This window comes from Tsuneonella deserti (genome assembly GCF_014644315.1).
Taxonomy (GTDB): Bacteria; Pseudomonadota; Alphaproteobacteria; order Sphingomonadales; family Sphingomonadaceae; genus Tsuneonella; species Tsuneonella deserti.
The window spans coordinates 1825205-1849112 of the sequence record NZ_BMKL01000001.1 but is presented as its reverse complement, the minus strand read 5'-3'; the positions used below and the strand labels follow the sequence as shown (position 1 = coordinate 1849112).

The window sequence follows — 23908 nt, the reverse complement described above, 5'->3', positions numbered from 1 at the left end:
CGCGCGGCATCGCTATCCGGCGCCCAGATATCCAAGGAGGACCAAGCCGATGGCCATTGCCGAATTGACCCCTGCGGAGCGCGACGCTGCGCTTGCCGATCTCGGGGAATGGACCTTGGCGCGCGAAGGCAAGGCGATCGAGCGCACGTTCGCCTTTGCCGATTTCAGCGAAGCGTTCGCCTTCATGACCCGCGTGGCGCTGCTCGCCGAGAGCCAGGACCATCATCCCGAGTGGTCGAACGTCTACAACCGGGTCGAGATCGCGCTCACCACGCACGACGCGGGCGGCCTCAGCCAGCGCGACGCTTCGATGGCGCGAGCGATCGACGCGTTGCTGTAGGGCTATTGCCCCAACGGCCGCGACTGGCTGCGCGCCTGCTGGCGGACCTTGCCGGGCATCCAGCGAGCGCCGAAAGCGAGACGGCGCGCGGTCTTGCCGACAAGGGTGTGCAACTTGTCGCCATGCACCGCGTCCCACGCCGCCTGGGCCACGGCTAGAGGCGGAGTGATCTCCAGACCGGCAGCCTGGACGCGTGTGCGGATCGCCTCGTTGCTGCCCTGGTTGGGCGCGTGTTCGAGGAGCGGCGTGTCGATGAAGCCGGGCATCAGGTCGCGCACCTTGATGCCGAATTCGGCCCATTCCGCGTCGAGCGCCTCGGTAATCCCGCGCACACCGAACTTTGTCGCCGAATAGACCGACGCGCCGCCAGTCCCGTAGATCCCCGCCGCGCTCGCGGTGTTGAGCAGGCAGGATCCCGGAGCGGTCTTCTTGAGATGGGGCAATGACGCCTGGGCGCCGAACAGGACGCCCTTGAGGTTGATGTCGAGGCAGCGTTCGATTTCCTCGACGCTGTTCTCGCTCAGCGATCCGCCAAGCGGAATGCCGGCGTTGTTGGCGACCACATCAATGCGCCCGCCCGAAGCCTTGGAAAAGGCATCGAGCGCCTCGTCCCAGGCCGTCCGGTCGCGCACATCGAACTTGTGGGCATAGGACATGCCCGTGCCGGTGCGCGCCTGGGTTTCCTTCATTCCGGCGGCGTCGATATCCCCCAGGCCAACGAACCACCCGCGCCCGGAAAAATATTCTGCGATCGCCCGGCCGATGCCGGAGCCGCCGCCGGTGATGAAGATCGCCTTCCGTTCGCTCACTGCCCGCTCCCTCCCTTGTTCCTTGCACAGGGGATTAGCGCGGCCGGTTGCCGATTGCTACTGGCCCGCGCCCAGGCCCTTCACGAACTCGGCGCCCTCGACGATCTTGGCGGTGGACTTGGCGAGCGTGTCTCCCACCGGCTCCGCGCGCCCGCCGAGGCAGGTGGCGAGAAAGTTCTCGGCCACTGCGTTGAACGCGATGTTGTTCGCCGGCTTGGCGAAACCGTGCCCTTCATCGGGGAACAGGACGTAAGTCACCGGGATGCCCTTTTCTTTCATAGCCGCGACGATCTGGTCGCTTTCGGCCTGATTGACGCGCGGATCGTTGGCGCCCTGGCCGATCAGCAGGGGCCGCACGATTTTTCCCGCGCTGTAGAGGGGGCTGCGTTCCTTGAGCATCGCACGGCCCTCCTCGGTCCCAGGATCGCCCATCCGTTGGTGGAACTGCGCGATGATCGGCGCCCAGTACGGCGGGATTGTTTTGAGGAGCGTTTCCAGATTCGACGGGCCGACGATGTCAACACCGCACGCGTATCGTTCGGGCGTGAAAGTCAGGCCCGCCAGCGTCGCGTAGCCGCCATAGCTGCCGCCCATGATGGCGACCTTGTCCTTGACCGCGATGCCCCGCGAGACGGCCCAGTCCATCGCATCGTCGAGATCGGTCTGCATCGCCCGGCCCCATTGAAGATCGCCGGCGGAGATGAAGTCCTTGCCGAGCCCGGTGGAGCCGCGGAAGTTGACGCTCATCACGGCATAGCCGCGGTTGGCCAGCCACTGGTGATAGGCATTGAAGCCGTAGCTGTCCCGCCCCCACGGACCGCCGTGCACCATCAGCACCATCGGCACCGGCGCGTCCGGGATGCCGTCGGCATTCGCGTCGCTTCCGGGCGGCAGGGTGAGGTAACTGACCAGCGTCTTGCCGTCGCGAGAAGGGATCTCGAGCGGATGCATGGGTTGCAGCGGCGCGCCGACAAGCTCGGGGCGGGCAGTGTAGAGTTCGGTCAGAGTATTGGCCGTACGGTCGAAAAGCCATGTCTTCGCAGGAGAAGTCAGCGGATCGTTGGCGACGATCCAGCGGGCATCGTCATCGGTCCGGCTGGTGACGGAGAATTCGCCCTCGAGCTTGCTGTCGAGCCAGTCGAGTGAAGCTTTCACGTTTGGATCGAGCGCGGTCCAGTCGGTCTTGAGGTATTCGACCGAATAGGCCTCGACCTTGCCGGTGAGCGGATTGGACAGCGCGCCGCCGATGTCGGCCCGGGGGTTCTCGGCCAGCACGGTCGACTTGCCCGTCTCGGTGTCGATCGCGATGAGCGCGGCTGTATTCCGGCCCCGGCTGTCGATCCAGTAAAGCGTCTTCCCGTCGGCGGTGTATCCGGCCGGGCTGGTCGTCAGCGAATCCTCGAGCGCCGTGCTGGCGATGGGCTTATCGGCGACCTTGCCATTCCTGATCTCGAAATAGTCCATGCCGCCTGCGGCGTTGGGACGAATCGCCATGCGCAGCGCGAGCGTGTCGTCGGCCAAGAAGCTGGCGTATCCGTCGTTGCGCATCACTTCGGTCAGTTTCCCGGTCGAGAGATCGAGCAGGTGGACATCGTAGAAGCGCGGATCACGGTTGTTCAGGCCGATCAGCAGCTTGTCCCGCTGCTTGGTCGAGCTGCCGACCAGCATTACGCGGGACTTTTCGAACGGGGTCAGCGTCGTTTCCGCGCCCGTGGCGATGTCGACGCCATAGAGGAGGAAATTCTCGTCTCCGCCCTTGTCCTGGATATAGAGCAGGCGGCGGCTGTCGGGCGACCAGAAGTACTGTCGGATGGGCCGGTCGGTGGAGGACGTCATGGCCTTCGCCGCTCCAGGGTCGGATGCGGGAGCCAGCCAGATGTTCATCACGCCGTTGGACGGCGCGAGCCAGCCCAGCCACTTGCCGTCGGGGCTCAGCCGGCCGGCGCTCTTCGTCGGATTGCCGAAGATCGCCTCGCGCGGGATCAGCGGCGTGGCGGCGAAGGAAGAGGTGGCGACGGACTGGGGCGTGGTGGCCGGCATTGTGGCTCCCTGGGTGGTGGCGCAGCCCGCCAGTGCGGCGACCGCGAGCAATGAGGCGCTGGTCAGGATTGCATGGCGAACGAACATGTGAATTCCCCCTCCGAATGACTGTCCTGTATAACTAATACACCAGGCGGCTGAGCGCAAGCGACTACAGGGCCGGGTTGTTGTAGCAGTGCCAGGTGAAGATCGCCGCAGCGCCGCGATGGGGCCGCCACGGCTCGGCGAGGGCGCGGGTCTCCTTTTCGCCCGGGCGGGCATCCAGCGCCAGGATGCGTGCCAGTCCCGCCTGGACGGCGAGGTCGCCGGCCGGCCAGATGTCGGGGCGCCCCTCCGCGAACAGCAGGTAGATTTCCGCGGTCCACCTGCCGATCCCCTTGATCCGGGTCAGGAGTGCGATCGCCTCTTCGTCGTCCGCGGGGAGGGCGGTGAAGTCGAGCGCGCCCGCCTCGACCAGCTCGCACAGCGATCGCACATAGCCCTGCTTCTGGCGCGACAGCCCGCAGGCGCGCAGGGTATCGAAATCCCGCGCCAGCAGTTCGGATGCGGGAATTCCCGCGCCCACCTCGGCCTCCAGCTTGTTCCACACGCTGGCGGCGGCGGCGACGGAGACCTGCTGCCCGACAATCGCGCGCAGGAGGGTCGCATACCCGCGCTCGCGAATCCTGGGTTCGGGATAACCGGCGGCTTCCAGCGCCCGAGCCATGCCGGGCTCCCGGTTGGCCAGCGCATCGAGGCCGTCGCGGATCTGTTCGGCGCTCAAGCCCATTGCGCGTGCTGCTCTCACCTTGCCAAAATCGCGGCCAGCCCTTAGCAGCCCCGCCGGACCTCCGACAGGGGGCAGCCCAACGTCTATTCCGGGATCCCAGCACATGCCCAAGCTGATCGTCGTCAACCGCGCCGGAGAAGAGTCCACCGTGGACGTGGCCGATGGCCTGACCGTGATGGAAGCCATCCGGGACAACGGGTTCGACGAGCTGCTGGCGCTGTGCGGCGGCTGCTGCTCGTGCGCAACCTGTCATGTCCACGTCGATCCCGCGTTCAAGGATCGCCTTCCGCCGATGAGCGAGGACGAGGACGACCTGCTCGAATCGAGCGATCACCGGAACGAAAACTCGCGCCTTGGCTGCCAGGTGCCTTTCACGGCCGATCTCGACGGGCTCAAGGTCACCATCGCGCAGGAAGACTGACCTTGCCGTAGCGGCGCGGGGCAAGACTGGATAGCCGGCCCCCAAACGGAACTGCGTTGCCGCGGGTGCGGGCGCTGCCTAGCTCGGTAGCATGACTTCATCTTCCGCGCGCAAGAACACGCTCGACCTCATCGGCAATACTCCCCTCGTTCGTCTCGAGGGCCCCAGCGCCGAAGCGGGATGCGAAATATGGGGCAAGTGCGAGTTCCTCAACCCCGGCGGCAGCGTGAAGGACCGCGCGGCGCTGGCCATCGTCCGCGATGCCGAGGAGCGGGGCGATCTCCAGCCTGGCGGCACGATCGTCGAAGGAACGGCAGGCAATACGGGGATTGGCCTGGCCCTGGTGGGCAATGCGCTCGGCTATCGCACGATCATCGTCATGCCGGACAATCAGAGCGCGGAGAAGATGGATACCCTCCGCGCGCTCGGCGCCGAGCTCGTCCTGGTCCCGCCGACCAAGTATTCGGACGGTAATCACTTCGTCCACACCAGCCGCCGGCTGGCGGAGGAAACGCCCGGCGCGATCTGGGCCAACCAGTTCGACAACACCGCCAACCGCAAAGGCCACATCGAGACCACTGCCGAGGAGATCTGGGCGCAGCTCGATGGCCGGATCGACGGCTTCACCTGCGCCGTGGGCACGGGCGGAACGCTGGCCGGCGTCGGCATGGGGTTGAAGGAGCACGATCCGCAAATCGTGGTCGCTTTGACGGACCCACACGGGGCGGCGCTCTACAGCCACTACGCCACGGGCGAGCTCAAGGCCGAAGGCAGCTCGGTGGCCGAAGGGATCGGCCAGGGGCGGATCACCGGCAACCTCGAAGGCGCCCCGGTCGATACCCAGTTCCGGGTGTCGGATGAGGAGGGCCTCGAGTGGGTGGCCCGCCTGCTGCGCGAGGAGGGGCTGTGCCTTGGACTGTCTTCGGGAATCAACGTGGCGGGGGCCATCATGCTCGGCAAGCAGCTCGCCCGCGAACGGGGCAGCGAAGCCCGCGTGGTGACGATCTTGTGCGATACGGGCTTCCGTTATCTTTCAACGCTCTATAGCGGCGAGTGGCTCCGCTCGAAGAGCCTGCCGGTGTTCGAGTGGCTCAGGCCGGAATAGTCCCGTGCATTGACTGAGGAAATGCAGGGACTAGCTTGGCTTCATGGGTCGCCATACCTCCTCTGCGGATATCGTTGACGTTTCGTCCCTCGGCGGTATCCGAGCACAGTCATTGCAACGGCTCCAGGTCGGCGGCTCACTGCTGCTTGGCATCTTGCTGATTGTCGGGCTCGCCAACGTGATCGAGGACCGTGCGAAGCAATCGGCGGACGCCACGGTTCCGGAGGCCGCCGCCACCGTCGCCCCGGAACCCGAAGCGCCGGCCATCGATCCCCTGGCTGACGCGGGGGTGGTGCCGGATCTCCCTGCCGCTCCGGCCACTCCGACTGCGCGCCGGCAGAACCCGCCCGCCGAACCCGATGCGAGCCAGTAAGAGCGGCATCGCCGCCACTCTTGGCCTGGCAGTGCTGATCGCCTTGGCGCTGGCGACATGGGCGTGGCCGCGCGAAGGGCATGCGAAGCCCGCGCTTGGCCTGTTCACCTCCCTCCCGATCTACTGGAAAGAGAGCGCATCGGTGGGCGAAGCGCTAGGTGATGGAGGAACGCGGCACTGGGTGCGTGAAGCCCTCGAAAGCGAGCACCGGCTGGTCTTGCTCGATACGCTCGACAGCGGGGAACTGGCAAAGCTCGATTCCCTCGTCATGGCGCAGCCTCGCCCGCTTGCACCGCAGGAGAATGTCGCACTCGATGATTGGGTGCGGGGCGGCGGCCGGGTGCTGCTGTTCGCGGATCCGTTGCTGACCGAACATTCCTGGTTTGCGATCGGGGACCGCCGGCGGCCGCAGGATGTGATCCTTCTTTCGCCGATCCTGCGGCGCTGGGGCCTGGAGCTGACCTTCGATGAGGATCAGGCCGACGGCGAGAGACTGGTGGCATACCACTCGGCCTCCCTTCCCGAGCGTATGTCGGGCCGTCTTCGTACCGTCGGAAGCGAGGGTGACAGCGCGCAGTGCGCGATCGAGTCCGGCGGCCTGGTTGCCCAATGCGGGATCGGCAAAGGGAGCGCGGTTGTAGTTGCTGATGCCGCCCTGCTCGAAGCCGATCGGCAGGTCGGCCCGGGCAAGGCCGCGCTAGAGGCGCTCATGCTCGAGGCCTTTGTCCGTTAGATCGCGGGAAAACGCGGGCCGGCCGTCTCTTTGGCCTGTTCCCCTTTGTAAAATACTGAAAATGTGAGGCTTTCTTTTGAGCGGATTCGATGGTTGGAAGCCATTCGCATGCGTCCTATCCACAGAAATACAATGGTTAACCGCACAATCCCGTGATTTCCCGCTTTTTTCCCTTCCATCGCAAGGGGAAGAAAGTTAATACCAGTGCCCATCGGACATACCGTTCCAGGCCGCGCATCGGGTGATGCGAGCCGACGGCGCGCAAGCGCTGCCGGAGGCGGGAAAGCTGTGTCCGCGGGGCGGTCCTTGAAGGACCCGGCTGAGGCCGAGAATGGGGAGGGGGACACGTGGCAGCGGCGCTATTCGGCGGCTTTTCCGGACAGGCCTTTTCGCCCGCCGGCGACAAGGGCCGGTTCGTGCTGCCCCCGCTGTTCCGCAGCGCCGTAAAGGAATCGAGCGACGGGCGCGTCCTCTGCCTGGACAAGCACCCCCGTTTTACCTGCCTGGTCGGCTTCGGCCTGTCGCGCATGACCGAGCTCGATGCGCAGCTCGATCGCGAGGAAGATCGCGCCGGCCCCGATTTCGACCGCGATACGCGCGCCGCCCAGCTGTTCGGCTTCGCCCGCGTCCCGTTCGATGATTCGGGCCGCTTCGTTCTGCCGGATCACCTGCGCATGCTGGGAAACATCGACAGCGCGATGTTCTTCCAGGGCGGCGGCCGCTCCTTCACCATCTGGAACCCTGCCGAACTGATGCAGATGGACGACAACTGGGCTGCCGCCAAGGCGGCCTGCGCGCAGTTTCTCGCCGAAGGGAAGGCGAAATGAGCGCCATGCCTCCGACCGATGCGCAGCACATCCCTGTCCTGCTGGACGAAGTCATCGCCGCGTTGCAGCCCCGGCCGGGCGAGGTGATCGTCGATGCGACGTTCGGTGCAGGCGGATACTCGCGCGCGCTGCTCGATGCCGGAGCGACCGTTCATGCTTTCGACCGCGATCCCGATGCGATCGCGGCGGGAGAGAAATGGCCCGAAACTGCGGAAAACCCGCCGCGGCTGGTTCTCCATGCCCGCCGGTTCTCCGAAATGGTTAACGCACTCGCCGAATCGGGACTCGTGCGGGTGGACGGGATCGTGATGGATATCGGCGTGTCTTCGATGCAGCTCGACCAGGCGGAGCGCGGGTTTGCGTTCTCGGCCGAAGGTCCGCTCGACATGCGCATGAGCCAGTCCGGGCCCAGCGCGGCAGACTTTCTCAATTCTGCCGACGAGGGCGAAATCGCCGACGTGCTCTACACCTACGGCGAGGAGCGCCAGAGCCGCCGCGTCGCCCGTGCCATCGTCGCTGCCCGCCCGCTATCCACCACCGGCGATCTGGCGCGCGTCGTGCGCAAGGCGCTTGGCTATCGACCGGGCGCCCCCAAAGACCCGGCGACCCGCAGCTTCCAGGCCGTGCGTATCCACGTGAATGCAGAGCTCAATGAGCTGGAGGAAGGGCTGCGCGCCGCCGAAACCCTGCTCGGCGAGGGCGGGCGGCTCGCCGTGGTCACCTTCCACAGCCTTGAGGACCGCATCGTCAAACGGTTCCTGCGCGATGCGTCCAGTGTCAGCGGCGGCTCGCGTCATTTGCCACAAGCAAGTGTGATGCCGGAAGTGTTCAACCGCGTATCCCGGGCCGTCCGCGCGTCCGAAGCGGAGGTTTCGCGTAACCCCCGGGCGCGCTCGGCCACGCTCCGCCACGCCGTTCGCACGGCGGCTCCGGCGAGGATCGCGGCATGAACGCCCTGCGCTCCAACCTTTTGGGCAGCCGCCTCCGCCAGCTCGGCTGGGTAGTGACACTGGCGCTGTGCAGCGCGCTGTTCGTGGCGCTGACGTTCAAGGTCAATTCCGTCCGCAGCGAAGTCCGTCTTGCCGAGCGCAAGATCGTTTCGCTGCAGCGGGAAAAGGTCCTGCTCGAGACCGAGTTCGAGACACGCGCGAGCCAGCAGCAACTGGCCCAATGGAACGCAGTCGATTTCGGCTACCAGGCTCCGGGCGCGGACCAGTACCTCGAAGGCGAGCGCCAGCTCGCCGCGCTCGGAGAGCCGCGCGCGATCAATGCGCCGTCCCCGATCCGGGTCGCGCGCGCCGAGGACGATCAGCGCGAAATGAAGCTGCCGGCGATGGTCTCACCGTTGACCGGCAAGCCGGTCCAGCATCCGACCGATGAGCAGGGCCTGGCCGAAAAGCTCGCCAATGGGGGCGATTTCCTGGCCGAGGCGCATCCATGAATGCGCTGACCGTCAGCACCGCGATCTACTCCGGCCGGGTCCAGCTCGTCACGGTACGCCAACGCTCGCTGACGGTCGCCCGGCTGCGCGTGCTTCTGGTCGCTGCGCTGTTCGCGGCCCTCGCGCTGGCGGCGGTAGTGCGGATAGCGTTCCTCGGCCTGACCGACGCGACCCATACCGCCACCTCCTTCTATGAAGCGCTTCTTCCTCCGCGCGGCGAAATCACGGACCGCAACGGGCAGCCACTGGCCCGCGCCTTCCCTGCCTTTGCCCTGTGGTACAATCCGGAGGCCCTGGGCGACGGCAGCGCGCTGGTCAAATCGCCCAAGGAAGTCGCGCTCGAACTCAAGGCGATTTTCCCGGACATTGATGAATTCGAGATGGCCGAACGCCTGGCGAAAGGAAAGGGCGGCTATCTGCGCCGGCGCGTCCTGCCCGAGGAAGCGAACCGGGTGCAGGCGATCGGCGAACTGGCGCTCGAACTGCCGCAGGAAACCGACCGCCATTATCCGCAGGGCTCGATGGCCGCGCACGTTCTCGGTTACGTGGCCGCCGACGGGCATGGCCGCGTCGGGATGGAGGCCGTACTCGACGATCAGCTGCGCGATCCCGCCACCCGCGCCAAGGCTGTGCCCCTGTCGATCGACGTCCGCGTGCAGGGAGCGCTGGAAGACGAGCTGACCCGCGGGATGCGCGCGACCAATGCGCTTGGCTCTGCCGGCATCGTGCTCGACGTGGACACCGGCGAGGTTCTGGCGCTCGCCTCGCTTCCCGAGTTCGATCCCAACCAGATCGACGCTGCGGGCGCCGCGAACATGTTCAACCGCGTCACCAACCAGGTGTACGAGCTGGGTTCCACGTTCAAGCCGCTGACCGTGGCCGCCGCGATCGATGCGGGCACAGTCACCGATCTAAGTCGCCGGTATTCGGCCCGGCCTTTCCCGATCGGCGGCTTCACGATCAAGGACAGCCACGATCTCGGCGCATCGCTCAACGTGCCCGAGATGCTGATCCACTCGTCCAACGTCGTGACCGCTCACGTCGTACAGGACCTGGGCGCGAACCGGCTGAAGAAAACGATGGCCGACCTCGGCATGAACAAGCGCCCCTTCATCGAATTGCCCGCCAAGGGATTCCCGATCTGGGCGAGCGGCGAATGGCCGCTGCTGCGCGGGATGACTGTCGGCTATGGACACGGCATCGCGGTCACCCCGCTGCATCTCGCCTCGGCCTACGCGGCGATGGTCAACGGCGGTGTCTGGCGCCCCGCCACTCTGCGCAAGCTCGAAAAGGGCCAGGTGCCCGCGGGCCGGCGGGTGTTCAAGGCGAGCACCTCGGCACGTTTGAACCAGTTGCTGCGGATGATCGTCGTCTACGGCACTGGCCGGAAAGCGGATGCCCCGGGCTTCCGCATCGGCGGGAAAACGGGATCGGCCGAAAAGCCCGTCGCTGGTGGATACAAGAAGAACGCGCTGGTCGCGACATTCGCCGCCGCTTTCCCGATGGACCGGCCGCGCTACGTCGTCATCGCCATGCTGGACGAGCCTCAGGGCACGGTGGCATCGAGCTTCCAGCGCACCGCTGCGTGGAACGCGGCGCCGATCGTCGGCCGCCTGGTCCCCCGGATCGGCCCCATCCTGGGCGTTCCGCCCGACGCCAGCCGTGACGTCGACCTGACCGACCTTGCGCCGCTTGTTCCCAAGGGAACCAGCGAATGAAGCTCGGCCGGATTGCCGGCGAAGCGGGCCTCGACGCCGGCGCGGCAGCAGACAGCACGGTCACCGGTTTTGCGATCGACCACCGCAAGGTGGCGCCCGGCACGGTGTTCGGCGCCTTCCAGGGCGGCCAGGTCAACGGCGAGGATTTCATTCCCGCCGCCATCGAAGCCGGCGCGATCGCCGTCGTGGCGAGGCCCGAGGCGAAAGTGGATGGGGCCTGGCACATCGCCGACCCGCAGCCTCGACGGGCTTTCGCGCGGCTGGCTTCGCAGTTCTTCACTCCGGTGCCCGAAACGATCGTGGCAGTCACTGGCACCAACGGGAAGACCTCGACGGTCGAGATGACCCGCCAGCTCTGGCGGATGGCCGGGATCAGCGCCGCGTCGATCGGGACGCTGGGCGTCACCACCCCTGACGAGAGCGTCTCCACCGGCCTGACCACGCCGGACATAGTCACCTTCCTTGCCAACATGAGCGGCCTCGCCCGCGAGGGCGTGACCCATGTCGCGTTCGAGGCGTCCAGCCATGGCCTCAGCCAGTTCCGAAACGAAGGCCTGCGGGTGAGCGCGGGCGCGTTCACCAATCTGTCGCGCGATCACCTCGATTATCATGCCGACATGGAAGAATATTTTGCGGCCAAGATGCGGCTATTCGACGAAGTAGTAGCCGCGGACGGCACGGCCGTGATCTGGCGCGGAGGCGAAGGATGGGCCGCCCGCGCCGAAGAGCATGCGCGAAAGAGGGGGTTGCGCGTGCTCTCCGTGGGCGACGAGGGGGAGGATATCCGCCTCGTCGCCCGCATTCCCGGGACTCTCGGTCAGATGCTCGAGATCGAACATGGTGGAATGAGGCGCAAGGTCGCGCTGCCGCTGATCGGCGCGTACCAGGCATCCAACGCGCTCGTTGCCGCGGGGTTGGTGATCGCAACCGGCGGCGATCCGGCGCAAACGTTCGATAGTCTCACGCGGCTCCAGCCGGTGCGAGGACGGCTCGAGCGCGCTGCTCTGAACCGGGCCGGCGCGCCCGTATATGTCGATTACGCGCACACGCCGGACGCTCTCGAAGCGGCGATCGCCGCGCTTCGTCCCCATGTCGAGGGACGGCTTGTCGTGGTGTTCGGTGCCGGCGGCGACCGCGACCAGGGCAAGCGCGCCGAGATGGGTCGCGTGGCCGCGGAACAGGCTGACGTGGTGATCGTCACCGACGACAATCCGCGCGGGGAGGATCCCGCGGCGATCCGACTCCAGGTGCTGGAAGGCGCCCCCGGCGCGCAGGAGATTGGCGACCGCCGTGCGGCGATCGCCGCGGCAGTGGCGATGGCGCGGGCGGGAGACATCGTGCTGGTCGCAGGCAAGGGACACGAACAGGGCCAGATCATCGGCTCGGGAGATGAGATGCGCGTACTGCCGTTCGACGACGTCAGCGTTGCCCGCGAGGCCGCTGCGGCAATGATGGGAAGCGAAGCGTGAGCCTGCACCCCGCCCTGCGGGCATGGCCGCGTGACAGGCGTGATGCCTTGGGCATCGCCCTGTGGACTTCGGACGAAATTGCCGCTGCCACGGGCGGCATCGCCAGCGGCGCATTCCAGTGTGCCGGAGTCGAGATCGATTCCCGCGACGTGCGTTCTGGCGACCTGTTCGTCGCGCTGACGGGCGAGAGCTCGGACGGCCATCGCTTCGTCTCCCAGGCTTTCGCCAACGGGGCCGCCGCCGCGCTTGTCAGTGAGCGGATCGAGGGACCGCACATTCTCGTTCCGGATACGTCCGAAGCGCTCGCGCGGCTTGCCGCTGCCGCGCGCTCGCGTGCCCAGGCCGTTCGCATCGGCGTCACCGGCTCGGTCGGCAAGACCGGCGTCAAGGAAGCTGTTTTTGCGGCACTGGACCGCGGCAGCCGCGGGGCCGCGCATCGTTCGGTGCGTAGCTACAACAACCATGTTGGAGTGCCGCTGAGCCTTGCGCGAATGCCCGCACGCAGCCGCTTCGGCGTCTTCGAAATGGGAATGAACCACGCCGGGGAGATCGCCGGCCTCACCGAGCACGTCCGCCCTCACGTGGCGGTGGTGACCACCATCGCGCCCGCGCACATCGAGAACCTCGGCAGCGAGGAAGCGATCGCCGATGCGAAGGCCGAGATATTCGGCGCGCTGGAGACGGGGGGCACCGCGGTGATACCCGCCGATAGCGTGCACTACGACCGCCTGCTGGTCCACGCGCGCGAGGCCGGAGCGAATGTGGTCGCGTTCGGCCGGGCCGTTCATGCGCAGGCACGACTGATCGACGCTATTCCCAGCGCCAACGGCGGCTCGCTGGTCACCGCCGATATCGCGGGAACGCGGCTTTGCTATTCGGTGGCCGAGCCGGGCGAGCACTGGATCATGAACTCGCTGGCCGTCATGGCCGCCGTGCAGGCGGCAGGCGGCGATCTCGCGGCAGCGGGTCTCGCCCTGGCCGAAATGGGCGGTCTCAAGGGGCGGGGCGCACGGCACCGCATCGCAGTGACCGGCGGTCACGCGTTGCTGATCGACGAAAGCTACAACGCCAACCCGGCGAGCATGCGGGCCACGCTGCGCCAGCTTGGCCAGACCCCGGCAACGCGCCGGGTTGCGGTGCTTGGCAGCATGAAGGAGCTGGGTGACTTCGCACCCGGTTTCCACGCGCAGCTCGCCGAGCCGTTGGCCGAGGCGCACGTCGACTATGCGGTGCTGGTGGGCGACGAGATGCTCTCTCTCGCCCGCGAACTGGGGAAACCCGGCGCCATGCCGCTTGCCGCGCCTTTCGCCTTCGCCCATTGCGAAGGACCTGGCGAGGCGATCGCGGCGCTTGAGGAATTCGGTCTGACGGGCGGCGATGCGGTCCTGGTTAAGGGGTCCAATTCGGTTGGGCTCGGCAGGCTGGTCGCGCATTTCGTCGACCACGGACGATAGGGGCCGGAAGGCTGAATGCTGTACTTGCTCGCCGAGTGGATGAATTTCGAGGGGCTCTTCAACCTCGTCCGCTACCAGACCTTCCGCGCGGGTGCGACCTTGCTGACCGCGCTGCTCATCGGTCTGGTGATCGGTCCACGCTTCATCGACCTGCTGCGGGTAAGGCAGGGCAAGGGGCAGCCGATCCGCGAGGACGGGCCGCAGAGCCACCTGGCAAAGCGTGGCACGCCGACGATGGGCGGGCTGATGATCCTCACCAGCCTGATGCTGGCTTCGATCCTGTGGATGGACCTCACCAACCCGTTCATCTGGGCGTGCATCGCGGTGACCCTCGGTTTCGGCCTGATCGGGTTCCTCGACGATTTCGACAAAGTGTCCAAGGCGAGCCATCGCGGCGTTTCGGGCAAAGTGCGGCTGCTGCTCGAATTCCTCGTGGCCGGCATCGCATCGTATATCGTGGTCAGCCAGATCAACACGTTCCTCTACGTGCCGTTCATGGTCGGCGTAGGCATCCCGCTCGGACCCTTCTACTTCGTGTTCGCGGCATTGGTGATGGTCGGCGCGGGCAACGCCGTGAACCTGACGGACGGGCTTGATGGCCTGGCGATCATGCCGGTGATCATCGCCAGCGGCACCTTCGCGATCATCGCGTACCTTGCCGGCCGGGCCGACTTCGCCGCCTACCTCGGCATCCCCCACGTGCCGGGGGCGGGTGAGCTGGCAATCTTCTGTGCTTCCATCATGGGGGCGGGCCTGGCGTTCCTGTGGTTCAACGCGCCGCCGGCAGCGGTGTTCATGGGGGATACAGGCAGTCTCGCCTTGGGCGGCGCGCTTGGCGCCATTGCAGTCGCCAGCCACCATGAGATCGTGCTCGCCATCGTTGGCGGGCTGTTTGTGTTCGAGGCCCTATCGGTGATCATCCAGGTCGTATGGTTCAAGCGCACCGGGCGCAGGGTGTTCCGGATGGCGCCGATCCATCACCATTTCGAGCAGCTGGGGTGGAAAGAGTCGACCGTGGTGATCCGCTTCTGGATCGTCTCGATCGTACTCGCCCTCCTCGGGTTGGCGACGTTGAAGGTCCGGTGATCACTTCGCCTGCCTTCACCGGCAAGCGCTACGCCGTCCTTGGCCTTGCCCGCAGCGGGCTGGCGACGGTGGAAGCACTTGTCGCGAGCGGTGCGCAGGTCACCGCGTGGGACCGGCAGGATGTGGCGCGGGCGAAAGTCGATCCGGCCAACGTGCTGCTGGCAGATCCGCTGGAGATGGATCTCTCGGGCTACGATGGCGTGGTGGTCTCGCCGGGGGTACCGCTGAACACTCATCCCATTGCTGCGCGTGCGGCGGAGTTCGGGGTACCGGTGATCGGCGATATCGAACTGTTCGCACAGGCCCGCGCCAGCCTTCCGCGGCACAAGGTTGTCGGCATTACGGGCACCAACGGAAAGAGCACCACCACGGCGCTGGTTCACCATGTTCTCCGGAGCGCCGGTACACCGACGACCATGGGGGGCAACATCGGCCTGCCGATCCTCGCGCAGGACCCTTTGCCTGAAGGCGGGGTCTATGTGCTCGAGCTGTCCAGCTACCAGATCGACCTGACCTTCTCGCTCGACTGCGACGTGGCGGTGCTGCTCAACGTGACGCCCGATCACCTTGACCGGTATAGCGGACTGGAGGCCTATGCAGCGTCCAAGGGCCGGCTGCTCGAAACGCAGTCGGATGGCCACAAGTCGCTCGTCAACCGCGAGACGGTCTCCGCCGGTCTTGTCCGCGCACCCGCCCGAGCCGACTGGATCGTCGACGCCAGTGCCGCCGAACAAGCCTCCTGGCCGTCTCTCCAGGGGCCGCACAACGCGCAAAATGCTGGCGCCGCCCGGCAAGTCTGCACTTGGCTGGGGATCAGCGCAGCCGATATCGAGGCCGCATTCCGGACCTTCGCGGGACTGTCCCACCGGATGGAGCGTGTCGCGACGCACGACGGCGTGATGTTCGTCAATGACAGCAAGGCGACCAACACCGACAGCGCCGCACCCGCTCTGGCCGCCTTTCCGCCCGGCCCCAATGGCCCGCGCATCCACTGGATCGTCGGCGGATTGCCCAAGGAGGATGGGCTCGGCGCGACGGAGCAGCATCTCGTCAACGTGAAGGCGGCTTACACAATCGGCGAAGCCGGACCTCGCTTCGCCGAGCTGCTCGAAGGCCGCGTGCCGGTAACCCGCGCCGAGATGTTGTGCGAGGCGACGCGCTGCGCGATCGCCGCTGCGGAACCTGGCGATGTCGTGCTGCTGTCGCCCGCTTGCGCCAGCTTCGACCAGTTCAAGGACTACGAGCAGCGCGGCGAAAGTTTTCGCCAGTTCGTTGCCGCACTGACGGAAGATCCCGCAAGCGACCCGTGCCGCGCCGCCGACGCGGAGAAGGCCGCGTGAACGAGCGGCCCTATATTCCGCGCAGCGGCCAGCCGGTGCCGGCGCAGGCCCGCTACCCGGCGTCGCGGCGCGCGGAGCTCAAGATCTGGTGGCGCGAAGTCGACCGGGTTCTTCTCGGCCTGGTGCTGTTGCTGATGGCGATCGGAACCGCTGCCGTGGCCGCCGCCAGCCCGGCGAGCGCGCACCGTCTATCGACCCGCAGCATTCATCTGCCAGAGCTGTATTTTTACTGGACCCACCTCAAGTGGCAGGCCGTCGGCCTGGTATTCCTGTTCGGCGCATCGACGCTCAGCCGGGAGAACGCCCGGCGGGTCGGCATCGTGCTTGCCGCGGCGATGGTTTTTTTCCTCATGCTGATCCCCGTGTTCGGCAGCGAGGTCAACGGCGCCAAGCGCTGGATAAGCCTGGGTTTCGCCGGCTTCCAGCCATCCGAGTTCCTCAAGCCCGGCTTTGCCATCCTGCTTGCCTGGATCGTCAGCTGGCGCCTGCGTGATCCCAACCTGCCGGTGGTCGCGACCGTCACGGGCGTCATGGGCCTCGTCGCCGCATTGATGATGATGCAGCCCGATTTCGGCGGCACGATCCTGTTCGCGGGGGTGTGGTTCGTCATCGTGCTGCTGGCCGGCATTCCCCTCAAGCGGGTCGGAATTCTCGCCGGCGCGGGGGTGGTGGCGCTTACCGCGACATACTTCCTTTACGACAACGCCCGTCACCGCATCGATGCGTTCCTCGGCGGGGGTACCGCGTTCGACCAGGTCGATCTTGCGAGCCGCACGCTGCTGGCAGGTGGCTGGACAGGCGCGGGGCTGTGGCTCGGCGTGCGCAAGATGAACCTGCCCGAAGCGCATGCCGACTACATCTTCTCGGTCATCGGCGAGGAGTTCGGCCTGATCGTCTGCGCCCTGATCGTGGTGCTCTACCTGGCCATCATCGTTCGCGTGCTGACCCGCCTGGTGGACGAGGAAGACCTGTTCACCCTGCTCGCCGCGGCGGGGCTGTGCACGCAAATCGGCGGGCAGGCCTTCATCAACATCCTCGTCAACCTGCAACTGTTCCCCTCGAAGGGCATGACCCTACCGCTGGTCAGCTACGGGGGCTCCTCGACCATCGCGGTCTGCCTCGCGGTCGGACTGCTGCTGGCGCTGACGCGACGCAACCCGTTCCTCTATCGCCAGACACCGGGCCTGAAGGCGCTGATCACCAAGGAGCTTGAAGCGTGACCGGGGCGAGCCGCCACTACGTCCTCGCCGCCGGCGGAACCGGGGGGCACCTTATCCCCGCCTTCGCGCTGGCAGCCGAGTTGCATCAACGTGGACATCACGTCGCGCTCGTGACGGACGGCCGCGGTGCCAAGCTGCCTGGCAAGCCCGACTTCCTGCCCGCGCACGTGATCCCGGCCGGCAAGCTCGGCAAGAACCCGCTGCATTGGCCGAAAGCGATTGCCTCGATCCTCGAAGGGCGGCGCATGGCGCTGCGCCTGTTTGAAAGCTTCCAGCCCTCGGCTGTCATCGGTTTCGGTGGCTATCCCGTGTTCCCTGCGCTCCTCGCGGCAGGATCGGCGGGCATTCCCAGCCTCGTCCACGAACAGAACGCGGTGCTTGGCCGGGTGAACCGCTTCTTCGCCGGAAGGGTGGACGCGATCGCAACCGCCTATCCCGAGATTGCGCGGTTGTCAGCCAAGCACGCAGACAAGGTTCACCTGATCGGCAATCCGGTTCGCGCGCAAGTGCTGGACCTGCGTGACCAGCCGTTCCCGGCCTTCACGTCCGAAGGACTGCTGCGGGTGCTGGTCACCGGCGGAAGCCAGGGCGCCCGGGTGCTGAGCGAAGTCGTGCCGGACGGGTTGGCGATGTTGCCGCCGGCGCTGCGTCAGCGCTTGCAGGTCACCCAGCAGTGCCGGGCCGAAGATCTCGACGCCGTGCGCGCGCGCTATCGCAGCCATGACATACCGGCCGAATTGGGCACATATTTCGAGGACATGGCCAGCCGCCTGGCCGACGCGCACCTGTTCATCGGCCGCGCCGGGGCGAGCACGATTGCCGAGCTTACCGCGGTCGGCCGCCCGGCGATCCTCGTGCCGCTGCCCATCGCGACCGACGATCACCAGGCCGCGAACACCCGCGAGATCGTCAAAGCGGGGGGCGCGCGGATGATCCGTCAGGACAAGTTCACTGCAAAGGAACTGGCCAAGCAGATCCAGGCGCTCGCCCAGCGTCCTGAAACGCTCGCCACCGCTGCCCATGCCGCGTGGAATTGCGGGAGGCCCAAGGCGGTGCAGGACTTGGCGGACCTCGTTGAAAGCTTTGGCGGCGCGGACCTGATGGACGTCATCCGCGTCGGTGAGGGAACGCCGGCGGCGCCCGCGCGTGAGGCGCTGGCATGAAGGGGGTTCCGACCGATATCGGCACGATCCACTTCGTCGGCATCGGCGGGATCGGCATGTCGGGCATCGCCGAAGTCATGAAGAACCTCGGTTATAGCGTTCAAGGCTCCGACCTCAGCGAGGGCGCGAGCGTGGAGCGCCTTCGTCAACGGGGCATTCGGGTCATGATCGGCCATGCGGCGGAAAACGTCGTGGGGGCGGCGGTCGTGGTCACGTCGACGGCAGTCAAACGCACCAATCCGGAAGTCGCCGCGGCACTCGAACACCGGATTCCCGTCGTTCGCCGGGCCGAGATGCTGGCTGAGCTGATGCGGCTGAAGAACACGGTCGCAGTGGCCGGGACGCACGGCAAGACGACCACGACCAGCATGGTCGCGGCCTTGCTCGATGCGGGCGGGATCGATCCGACCGTCATCAACGGCGGGGTTATCGAGCAGTACGGCTCGAACGCGCGGCTGGGCGACAGCGACTGGATGGTCGTCGAAGCCGACGAAAGCGATGGCAGCTTCCTGCGCCTGGACGGAACGATCGCAGTCGTCACCAACATCGATCCCGAGCACCTGGATCACTATGGGGATTTCGACGCGGTCCGGCGGGCGTTCGTCGAGTTTATCCATAACGTGCCGTTCTACGGCGCGGCGGTGCTGTGCATCGACCATCCCGAGGTGCAGGCGCTGATCGGCCAGGTTCGCGACCGCAAGGTGGTGACGTACGGATTTTCGCCGCAGGCCGACGTCGGAGCGGAGAATGTCCGCCCCGACGCGGGCGGAAACCTGTTCGATGTCGTGATCCGCCGTCTTGGTGAAGAGGATCGGCGCATTGCCGACGTGCGGCTGCCGATGCCCGGCCGGCATAACGTGCAGAACGCGCTCGCGGCGATCGCGGTGGCGCTGGAAATGAGCTGCGCCGACGAGACGATCCGCAACGGCTTTTCCCATTTCGGCGGAGTTCGCCGCAGGTTCACGCGAGTAGGCGAAGTGGCCGGCGCAACGGTGATCGACGATTATGCGCATCACCCGGTCGAAATCCGCGCGGTCCTCGCGGCTGCCAGGGAAAGCGCGCGTGCGAGCGGCGGGCGCGTCATCGCGGTGGTCCAGCCGCACCGCTTCACCCGCTTGCGCGATCTGATGGACGACTTCCAGAACGCCTTCAACGACGCCGATCGGGTCTATGTCACCCCCGTCTATACCGCGGGGGAAGAGCCCATCCCCGGCATCGACGCGTCGGCGCTGGTGGCGGGGCTGAAACTTCGGGGACACCGTTCCGCCGCCACGGTGGCGGATAACACCGACCTTGCGCGGGAACTGGCGGGAGAGATCGCCGTGGGCGATTTCGTCGTCTGCCTCGGTGCGGGGGACATTACCCGCTGGGCAGCAGGGCTGGCGCAGGCGGTGAAGCTGGAGCAGGCCGCATGAGCCGCGCCCAAGCCGGCGAAGTGCCGCGCTGGCGGCTCGGGTCCGCGCCGACCTCGGCAATCGAGGAACCCTCGGTGGCGCCGATTTCCACGCGCGGCATTCGCGGCAAGCTCACTGCCGACGCACCCCTCGCTCCCTATGTCTGGTTCAAGACCGGAGGCCATGCCGACTGGTTGTTCGAGCCCGCCGACCTGGAAGACCTGAAGGAATTCCTGTCGCGCCTCGAGGGCGAGATGCCGGTCATGGCGCTCGGCCTGGGGTCGAACATGATCGTGCGGGACAGCGGTGTTCCCGGCGTGGTCATCCGGCTCGGCAAGGCGTTCGCCACGGTCGAGGCCCGGCGGGACAAGGTGATCGAGTGCGGCGGCGGAGCCAGCGGCATCCTCGTTTCATCGAAAGCGCGGGATGCAGGCATCGCCGGCCTCGAATTCCTGCGGGGCATACCGGGGACGGTCGGCGGCTTCGTTCGCATGAACGGCGGCGCATATGGCCGGGAAGTGGCCGACGTGCTGATCGATTGCGACGTCATCCTGCCGACGGGCGAGTTCGTCACCCTTCCCGCGCGCGATCTCGATTATTCCTACCGCCACTCGGTCCTGCCCGAAGGCGCGATCGTGGTCGCAGCGCGGTTTCAGGGACGCGAGGGCATCCCGGCTGAGATCGGCGAGGAGATGGACCGCATCGCCGCCGCGCGCGAGGCGAGCCAGCCGCTGCGCACCAAGACCGGTGGATCGACCTTCAAGAACCCGCTGGGCCACAAGGCGTGGCAACTGGTGGACGAGGCCGGCTGCCGCGGGCTCAAGCTGGGCGGCGCGATGGTGAGCGACAAGCACACCAATTTCCTCATCAACACCGGCGACGCCACCAGCGCCGACATCGAGAGCCTCGGAGAAGAAGTGCGCCGACGCGTCTATGAGAAATCGGGCATCACGCTTGAATGGGAAATCCAGCGAGTGGGGCGGCCATGAGTGACGAGAACAAACCCCATGTCGCCGTGCTGATGGGCGGCTGGGCGAACGAGCGCCCGGTCTCGCTCATGTCCGGGGAGGGTGTTGCCAAGGCACTGGAAGGGCGTGGTTACCCGGTGACGCGGATCGACATGGACCGGCAGGTGGCAGCGCGTATCGCGGAGGCCGCGCCCGATGTGGTGTTCAATGCGCTCCATGGCGTGCCCGGCGAAGACGGCACGGTGCAAGGCATGCTGGACCTCATGGGCATTCCCTACACCCACTCCGGCCTCGCCACGTCGGTCATCGCAATCGACAAGGAACTGACCAAGCAGGCCCTTGTGCCGCACGGGGTGCCCATGCCCGGCGGGCGGATCGTCGAGAGCGAAGGGCTTTACGAGAAAGACCCGCTGGCTCGGCCTTACGTCCTCAAGCCGGTCAACGAGGGCAGCTCGGTCGGGGTGGCTATCGTAACTGCCGAAAGCAATTACGGAAATCCGATCCGCCGCGATGCGGTGGGGCCGTGGCAGGAATTCGACCGCCTTCTGGCGGAACCCTATATCCAGGGGAGGGAGCTCACCGCGGCGGTGCTCGACGGGCCGGACGGTCCGCGGGCGCTGGCGGTGACCGAGCTGGTGCCGAAGTCCGGCTTCTACGATTTCGACGCCAAGTACACCGAGGGCATGACGGAACACGTCTGTCCGGCGCAACTTCCTGATCGCATTGAGGAATTGTGCAAGGCCTACGCCGTGCAGGCGCACAAGCTGCTGGGCTGCCGTGGTTGCAGCCGGACCGATTTCCGCTGGGACGACGAGCAGGGCGAAGACGGTCTGTTCGTGCTGGAAACCAACACCCAGCCGGGGATGACGCCTCTCAGCCTGGTGCCCGAGCAGGCGAAATATTGCGGCATGAGCTACGAGGATCTGGTCGAGACACTTGTGAATGAAGCGCTTGATCGGGGGGCCGAACATGGCTGAAACGATCAATCGAAAGGGCAAGGGTGTTCGGCGGGCAAGTGCGGCGCGCAGCCGCGCGGCGACCGCCCGCAAGGCCAGGGCGAAGACGACCGGAGCCGTCGGCGGCGCGCTCGCGCTGCTCCCGTTCACCGAAGAGCAGCTGCACAAGGTGTTCGTCGGCGCGATCCTCGCCGCGGTTGCCGCGCTTGCCCTGTTCATCGCCAGCCTTGCCGGAGTGCCCGCGCTGGCGGCGGCGCAAGTGGCCGCGGTCGCCTCAGACGCCGGGTTCGAAGTGCGCCGGGTGCAGGTCACCGGGGTCGAGCGGATGAACGAGCTCAAGGTCTATGAGCGCGTGCTCGCCGAGCGCGACAGGCCGATGCCGCTGGTCGAGCTCGACACGATCCGCAAGGACCTGCTCGCCTTGTCATGGGTGGCCGATGCGCGGGTCAGCCGGCAGCTTCCCGACACCTTGGTGGTCGACGTGGTCGAGCGCACCCCGCGCGCCGTCCTCAAGAAGCCCAACCGGATGGTGCTGATCGACGGCGCGGGACACGAGCTGGAGCCGATCTCGCCCGCCAACGCCAAGGGGATGCTGCAGGTCTCCGGACCCGGCGCGGCGCGCCAGGTCGCCGCCCTCGATGCGCTGCTCGACGCCGCGCCCGCTCTCAAGGCGCAGGTGACGCAGGCCGAATGGATCGGCAACCGCCGCTGGAACCTGACCTTCAAGACCGGCCAGGTGCTGGCGCTGCCGCACGGGGACGAGGAGCCCGCCGCCGCGCTGGTCTCTTTCGCGCGGCTCGACGGGGTCAATCGCCTGCTGGGCGGCAAGGTCGCGGCGTTCGACATGCGCGCGCCCGACCGGATCTACATGCGCATTCCGGGGCGCGCCAAGCAGCAGGCGCTCGATGCCCAGGCTGCGAGGGCGGCCAGGGCAAAGTCGGCGGGGGAACAGTAAATGGGTTTGCCGCGCATCACGAAAGTATTCGGGGCCGTGAATATCGGCTCGTTCCGCATTTCGGCGATGATCATGGGCCTCTCCGAAACGGGCGAGATGATCGTCTTGGGCTCGGGCAACCGCCAGAGCCAGGGCATCAAGCGCGGTTACGTGACCGACATGGCGGCGGCGACCTATGCGATCCGCGACGCGGTCGAGCGGGCCGAGAAGAACGCCGGCACCTCCATCTCCAGCGTGTGGGTCGGCTGTTCGGGCGCGGGGCTGGCCAGCAGGGTCGCCAAGGTCGAGATCGACATCGGCGGCCGCCGGATCGAGGAAGACGATATCGAGCACCTGCTGGTCGCAGCGCGCGACAGCATCCAGCCCGACGGGCGCATGGTGCTCCACGCGCAACCGGCGCACTACACGCTCGACGGCGCTCACGGGGTCGCCAACCCCCGCGGTCTCCATGCCGAGCGCCTAGGCGTCGATATCCACGTCATGCTCGCCGACGGGGCGCCGATCCGCAACCTGATCGAGGCGGTGCAGAACGCCCATCTCGACGTCGAGGCGGTGGTCGCCGCTCCGATCGCGGCGGGTCACGCCTGCCTTTCGCCGGAAGAGCGCGAGCTTGGCACCGCGCTGGTCGAGATCGGCGGCGAGGTGACCAACGTCTCGCTCTACGCTGGCGGCATGCTGCTCGGCCTGACCGCCGTGCCCTTCGGATCGTCCGACATCACCGATGCAATCGCCAGCACGTTCGGCATCCGCCGCTTCCAGGCCCAGCGGCTCAAGAGCCGCTACGGATCGGCGGTCGCCAGCCCGAGCGATTACAAGGAAATGGTCCCCGTGAACGGCCCGGGCGAGGAAAGCACGGGCCCCATCGCGCGCGGGGCGGACGACAAGAACCGGATTGCCCGCGCCGAGCTCATTTCCATCATCACCGGGCAGCTTTCCCGCCTGACCGACGAGGTCGGCCGCGCGTTGAAGGCGATGGGCTTCTCAGGCGCCAAGGGCGGCCAGGTGGTTGTCACCGGCGGCGGAGCCGAGCTGGCGGGCATCGCTGATTTCCTCCAGAGCGCACTTGGCCGCCCGGTGCGGATCGGCAAGCCGCCGGCCTTGCGCGGGCTGGGGGAGGCGAACGCGAGCCCCAGCTTCGTGACGCTGACCGGCCTTTGCCTTTATGCCGCCGACGACCCGGTGGACATCCGCGCGGTCGGCGCGCGGCACACGCCGACGACGCGCTATTCGGGCATCGGGCTCGCCGGGCGCGTGTTTCGCGCGATGCGGGAATATTTTTGAGGTGGAATTTCCTTGCGCTATTGGTCGTTAACCGTTGTGGATAAGG

23 protein-coding genes are annotated in these 23908 nt (G+C 66.8%); 20 read left to right on the top strand and 3 right to left on the bottom strand.

The annotated features are described in order from the left end of the window. The first annotated feature begins 49 nt into the window (after positions 1–49). Positions 50–340: a 4a-hydroxytetrahydrobiopterin dehydratase gene (locus IEW58_RS09020; protein WP_188644811.1), complete on the top strand. Its 291-nt coding sequence runs from the start codon at positions 50–52 to the stop codon at positions 338–340. Between the two features lie 2 nt (positions 341–342). Here the strand turns inward: IEW58_RS09020 and IEW58_RS09015 are convergent, their stop codons facing one another. The 3 genes from IEW58_RS09015 to IEW58_RS09005 form a co-directional block, all read right to left on the bottom strand. After that, positions 343–1149: an SDR family oxidoreductase gene (locus IEW58_RS09015; protein WP_188644810.1), complete on the bottom strand. Its 807-nt coding sequence runs from the start codon at positions 1147–1149 to the stop codon at positions 343–345. Between the two features lie 57 nt (positions 1150–1206). Beyond that, on the bottom strand, positions 1207–3276 hold the full coding sequence (locus IEW58_RS09010; RefSeq protein WP_188644809.1) for a S9 family peptidase: 2070 nt from the start codon (positions 3274–3276) through the stop codon (positions 1207–1209). 64 nt (positions 3277–3340) lie between these two features. After that, the gene (locus IEW58_RS09005) at positions 3341–3958 is read right to left on the bottom strand and encodes a DNA-3-methyladenine glycosylase family protein (RefSeq protein ID WP_188644808.1); all 618 of its coding nucleotides are present in this window, start codon (positions 3956–3958) and stop codon (positions 3341–3343) included. A gap of 103 nt (positions 3959–4061) precedes the next feature. Here IEW58_RS09005 and IEW58_RS09000 point away from each other — a divergent pair, with 103 nt between their 5' ends. From IEW58_RS09000 to ftsA, 19 genes are all read left to right on the top strand, one after another. Continuing rightward, positions 4062–4379, top strand: coding sequence for a 2Fe-2S iron-sulfur cluster-binding protein (locus IEW58_RS09000; protein WP_188644807.1), 318 nt, complete (start codon positions 4062–4064; stop codon positions 4377–4379). 91 nt (positions 4380–4470) lie between these two features. Further along, positions 4471–5484, top strand: a complete 1014-nt coding sequence (locus IEW58_RS08995) for a cysteine synthase A (protein ID WP_188644806.1) — start codon at positions 4471–4473, stop codon at positions 5482–5484. 112 nt (positions 5485–5596) lie between these two features. After that, positions 5597–5857: a hypothetical protein gene (locus tag IEW58_RS08990; RefSeq protein ID WP_188644805.1), complete on the top strand. Its 261-nt coding sequence runs from the start codon at positions 5597–5599 to the stop codon at positions 5855–5857. Continuing rightward, positions 5844–6590: a motility-associated ABC transporter substrate-binding family protein gene (locus IEW58_RS08985; protein WP_188644804.1), complete on the top strand. Its 747-nt coding sequence runs from the start codon at positions 5844–5846 to the stop codon at positions 6588–6590. Before IEW58_RS08990 ends, IEW58_RS08985 begins: the two co-directional genes overlap by 14 nt. 347 nt (positions 6591–6937) lie before the next feature. Beyond that, entirely contained in the window at positions 6938–7417 is a 480-nt protein-coding gene (locus IEW58_RS08980) for a division/cell wall cluster transcriptional repressor MraZ (protein WP_229658522.1), read from the top strand. Next, on the top strand, positions 7414–8367 hold the full coding sequence (rsmH, locus tag IEW58_RS08975) for a 16S rRNA (cytosine(1402)-N(4))-methyltransferase RsmH (protein ID WP_188644803.1): 954 nt from the start codon (positions 7414–7416) through the stop codon (positions 8365–8367). The genes IEW58_RS08980 and rsmH overlap by 4 nt, the downstream gene beginning before the upstream one ends. After that, the gene (locus IEW58_RS08970; protein ID WP_188644802.1) at positions 8364–8858 is read left to right on the top strand and encodes a hypothetical protein; all 495 of its coding nucleotides are present in this window, start codon (positions 8364–8366) and stop codon (positions 8856–8858) included. The genes rsmH and IEW58_RS08970 overlap by 4 nt, the downstream gene beginning before the upstream one ends. Then, positions 8855–10576, top strand: a complete 1722-nt coding sequence (locus IEW58_RS08965) for a peptidoglycan D,D-transpeptidase FtsI family protein (protein WP_188644801.1) — start codon at positions 8855–8857, stop codon at positions 10574–10576. Before IEW58_RS08970 ends, IEW58_RS08965 begins: the two co-directional genes overlap by 4 nt. Beyond that, positions 10573–12045: a UDP-N-acetylmuramoyl-L-alanyl-D-glutamate--2,6-diaminopimelate ligase gene (locus IEW58_RS08960; RefSeq protein WP_188644800.1), complete on the top strand. Its 1473-nt coding sequence runs from the start codon at positions 10573–10575 to the stop codon at positions 12043–12045. The genes IEW58_RS08965 and IEW58_RS08960 overlap by 4 nt, the downstream gene beginning before the upstream one ends. Next, positions 12042–13499: a UDP-N-acetylmuramoyl-tripeptide--D-alanyl-D-alanine ligase gene (locus IEW58_RS08955; RefSeq protein WP_188644799.1), complete on the top strand. Its 1458-nt coding sequence runs from the start codon at positions 12042–12044 to the stop codon at positions 13497–13499. The genes IEW58_RS08960 and IEW58_RS08955 overlap by 4 nt, the downstream gene beginning before the upstream one ends. A 15-nt stretch (positions 13500–13514) precedes the next feature. Beyond that, positions 13515–14585 carry a phospho-N-acetylmuramoyl-pentapeptide-transferase gene (gene mraY / locus IEW58_RS08950; RefSeq protein WP_188644798.1) on the top strand — a complete coding sequence of 357 codons (1071 nt, stop codon included), beginning with the start codon at positions 13515–13517 and terminating at the stop codon, positions 14583–14585. Beyond that, entirely contained in the window at positions 14582–15925 is a 1344-nt protein-coding gene (murD, locus tag IEW58_RS08945; protein WP_188644797.1) for a UDP-N-acetylmuramoyl-L-alanine--D-glutamate ligase, read from the top strand. The genes mraY and murD overlap by 4 nt, the downstream gene beginning before the upstream one ends. Continuing rightward, a complete protein-coding gene (locus IEW58_RS08940) occupies positions 15922–17145 on the top strand; it encodes an FtsW/RodA/SpoVE family cell cycle protein (protein ID WP_373284739.1) in 1224 nt (407 codons plus the stop codon). The genes murD and IEW58_RS08940 overlap by 4 nt, the downstream gene beginning before the upstream one ends. Continuing rightward, positions 17142–18308, top strand: a complete 1167-nt coding sequence (murG, locus tag IEW58_RS08935) for an undecaprenyldiphospho-muramoylpentapeptide beta-N-acetylglucosaminyltransferase (RefSeq protein WP_188644796.1) — start codon at positions 17142–17144, stop codon at positions 18306–18308. Before IEW58_RS08940 ends, murG begins: the two co-directional genes overlap by 4 nt. Next, positions 18305–19723: a UDP-N-acetylmuramate--L-alanine ligase gene (gene murC, locus IEW58_RS08930; RefSeq protein WP_188644795.1), complete on the top strand. Its 1419-nt coding sequence runs from the start codon at positions 18305–18307 to the stop codon at positions 19721–19723. Before murG ends, murC begins: the two co-directional genes overlap by 4 nt. Continuing rightward, positions 19720–20691: a UDP-N-acetylmuramate dehydrogenase gene (gene murB, locus IEW58_RS08925; protein WP_188644794.1), complete on the top strand. Its 972-nt coding sequence runs from the start codon at positions 19720–19722 to the stop codon at positions 20689–20691. The genes murC and murB overlap by 4 nt, the downstream gene beginning before the upstream one ends. Next, entirely contained in the window at positions 20688–21647 is a 960-nt protein-coding gene (locus IEW58_RS08920) for a D-alanine--D-alanine ligase (RefSeq protein WP_188644793.1), read from the top strand. Before murB ends, IEW58_RS08920 begins: the two co-directional genes overlap by 4 nt. Beyond that, positions 21640–22581 (top strand): cell division protein FtsQ/DivIB, encoded by a 942-nt coding sequence (locus IEW58_RS08915; RefSeq protein WP_188644792.1) that lies wholly within the window; start codon positions 21640–21642, stop codon positions 22579–22581. Before IEW58_RS08920 ends, IEW58_RS08915 begins: the two co-directional genes overlap by 8 nt. Continuing rightward, the gene (gene ftsA / locus IEW58_RS08910) at positions 22582–23862 is read left to right on the top strand and encodes a cell division protein FtsA (protein WP_188644791.1); all 1281 of its coding nucleotides are present in this window, start codon (positions 22582–22584) and stop codon (positions 23860–23862) included. It abuts the gene before it with no gap. The last annotated feature ends 46 nt before the right edge of the window (positions 23863–23908 follow it).